This window comes from Ornithinibacter sp., from assembly GCF_035443565.1.
Classification (GTDB): Bacteria; Actinomycetota; Actinomycetes; order Actinomycetales; family Dermatophilaceae; genus Fodinibacter.
Genome location: NZ_DAORSO010000225.1, coordinates 1 through 2,696, shown reverse-complemented (window position 1 = coordinate 2,696; position 2,696 = coordinate 1). Strand labels below are relative to the sequence as shown.

Below are 2,696 nucleotides of genomic sequence, written 5' to 3'. Positions count from 1 at the left end.
GGCGGCAGATCCGGTTGTTATCCGCTCCCGCGTTGGCGGTCGAACCGGGGATAGGGTCCTCGTCCATGGACATGCTGAGGGGGAAGCAGATCGCCGAGGCCAACTTGGGTGACTGGCGCAAGCTTGCACAAGGGCTGCATGCGCGGTACCTCGTCGACGACTTCGGCGCGGGAGCACGGTTCGTCGCTGCGGTGGGAGAAGCGGGCGACGCGCTCGGACACCACCCGCGCGTGTCGATCGGCAAGGGGCACGTCGATCTCGAGCTGGTCACCGACGACGCCGTCTACCGCGACGACGAGGGCACGGGACACGTCGTCGAATGGGTGACCCAGCACGACGTCGACCTCGCGCGACGCATCACCGAGATCGCCGCCGACCACAAGCTCGACGCCGACCCGGCTTCGGTCTGCGAAGTCGAGCTCGGCCTCGACACGGCGCGCTCCACGACCATCGCTCCCGTGTGGGCTGCCCTACTGACGGGCAGCGCCGAGTCCCAGGGCCGAGGGACCCCCGGCGACGAGATCCGGGACGCCACTGGACGGGTGCCGAACCTGTGGTTCGGGGACGCCGACGAGAGCGACGCGCCGTGTCCGCGGTTCCACATCGAGGTCTATGTGCCGCCCGAGGCGGCTGAGCAACGGATCGCCGCTGCCGTTGCCGCGGGCGGGACCGTCGTCGATGAAAGCGACGCGCCCTCGCTCACCGTGATCGCCGACCAGGACGGCAACAAGGGAGTGGTCTGCGTCGACGTCTCTGCTGCGACAAGGGATTGAACCGCCGAGCCCGTTCTGGGAGGACGGCCGGCCGTGAGCGACTCGCGGTAGGACGCACCAACCGCGTCGCGGCATATCCGGTTGCCTGCCCGATTCGCTTCCTGCGCTCAACGCCTTGCCCGGAGCCAGTCAGGGAGTGGGTTGAAGTGGTCGCCGTACCAGCTGAGGTCGTCGCCGTAGTCGACCTCGAAGGTCTCGAGGCGTTCGTCGTCGAGGATCGCCTGGGTGACCGGGTAGGGGCCCGCGATGAGGGTGCTGTCCCAGTCGATCTCAGTGGCGACGCACCAGGAGTGATCCTTGGGCCAGATCAGGTTGGCGGACTGGGGCCAGATCGGGTCCATACCGGGCCAGGTCATGATCGGAGCCTTTGGCGCTTCGAAGAGCAGGTAGTCCCGGCCACCCCACCCGGGCAACAGCGCATGCCTGTCGCCCCGGTCGGCCCAGGACCCGAACCCGACCCAGACGGCGTAGGTCACGTCGTGGTCGGTGGGGCAGTGCTCCAGGATCGCTGCCAGGCTCTCAGGCGGGATCGATCCTTCTTCGGGGTCGACGTCGCCCGAGCGGCCGCTGCCGTCGAAGTGCGGCGCGATGCTTCCCCACTGCACCAGGGGATGGACCTGCCTACCGCTGGAAGCGGCAACCTGCACCCACGTGCGGCCGTCACCTGCAGGATGCCGCACGCGCACCACGCGGTCGAAGCCGGTCGGTAGGGCGGTGCCGACTTGGCAACCCGGGTGGCGGGGCTCCACGAGCCGGTCCAGGACCCACTGACCACAACCGACGTCGAAGAGGCGGCGCGGTCCGGACATGAACGCATGATCTCGTCCCATGCGCCCGCGCGCGACTGCATTTTAGTGCGCCAGGAGCGGCATGGAGCGGTTGTAAGCCGACAGACTTCGTACGCAGTGCTTGACGCTCGTGCGTCCTACTTGAAGTTTGCTCCGACAACCTGCCATGGCTGGCCGGATGCGCACGGCTGCGCTGCGTACTGGTCAACGCTGATGAAGCCGCCGCCGAGCTCGACTGGTTCACCCGTTCGCAGGCTGTGCTTGCCCGATGGTTCGGTGATCACGACCTCTTGACCGGTCACCTCGGCGGTCCACCCTTCAGGCCACACCAGCCATTGCATCTGCCCGCCCTGCTCCTCCAGTCGGATGCAACCGGCCTCGTCCAACGTGAGCGTGCCTGGAATGGACCCGGCCATGGCGCTCTGGCCCGGTTGCCAGGTCGACCGCGCGAGTGGCACGCGTGCCGTCGCCTCGGGACTCCCCGAGAACCGGGCTGCCGGAGTGAGTGGCGTCGAGCTTGACGTACATGCGCCCAGATGGACCGCGAGAACCAGGCTGACCAGGCCGGCCCCAATGGCGCTGCGCCGTGCGGATGGCACCCCCGTTGACATGGATCAAGGGTCCCACGTCACCTGCACCACTGTCCCGACCAAGAACGCACTGCGGCACCCCGTCAGCCCAAGTGCAAGACGGCCGCGTAACGGCCTGATCGCGGCAATTGAGTACCGGCGCAGAGGGCGCCGCTACCCCGCCTCCCGACCAGGTAGCGGAGCACCCGCCAAGAATGCTTCGTACGCGTCGCGTGCGTCCTCGTCGACCTGCGGCCGCTGGTTCGAGTACCGCCCGTCCGTGCGGTCTCGCTTCGGACCAGACATCCAGAACTCCTCGCCTGTTTCGACGTCATAAAAATTGGAGTCGAAGTTGGCCCCGGCCGTCCCCGTGACTCGGGCCAAGGTTCGTCCGTGGACCTTCGCGGTCCGCCAAGTGCGCGTGCACCGCACCCGGGCGATCCAGGCCGGGCCGCGATCCGTGTTGTAGCCAGTCTTGAGCTGGAGATAAATAATCCGCTCAGGCATGGGGAAGAGCGTAGAGCCGGACGCCCGCTGTGAAGGGCTGATTATTCGCAACGCGGCAG

Annotated in this window: 3 protein-coding genes; 1 reads left to right on the top strand and 2 read right to left on the bottom strand. The window is 67.5% G+C overall.

Going from position 1 to position 2,696, the window contains the following annotated elements:
• The first annotated feature begins 65 nt into the window (after nucleotides 1-65).
• On the top strand, nucleotides 66-773 hold the full coding sequence (locus PLL68_RS13690) for a 4a-hydroxytetrahydrobiopterin dehydratase (RefSeq protein WP_324534999.1): 708 nt from the start codon (nucleotides 66-68) through the stop codon (nucleotides 771-773).
• A gap of 107 nt (nucleotides 774-880) precedes the next feature.
• Here PLL68_RS13690 and PLL68_RS13685 read toward each other — a convergent pair whose 3' ends face one another.
• Together PLL68_RS13685 and PLL68_RS13680 are read right to left on the bottom strand one after the other, a co-directional pair.
• Complete coding sequence (locus PLL68_RS13685) at nucleotides 881-1,378, bottom strand: hypothetical protein (RefSeq protein ID WP_324534997.1); 498 nt, start codon at nucleotides 1,376-1,378, stop codon at nucleotides 881-883.
• 320 nt (nucleotides 1,379-1,698) lie between these two features.
• Nucleotides 1,699-1,977 carry a hypothetical protein gene (locus PLL68_RS13680; protein ID WP_324534995.1) on the bottom strand — a complete coding sequence of 93 codons (279 nt, stop codon included), beginning with the start codon at nucleotides 1,975-1,977 and terminating at the stop codon, nucleotides 1,699-1,701.
• Nucleotides 1,978-2,696 lie beyond the last annotated feature (719 nt).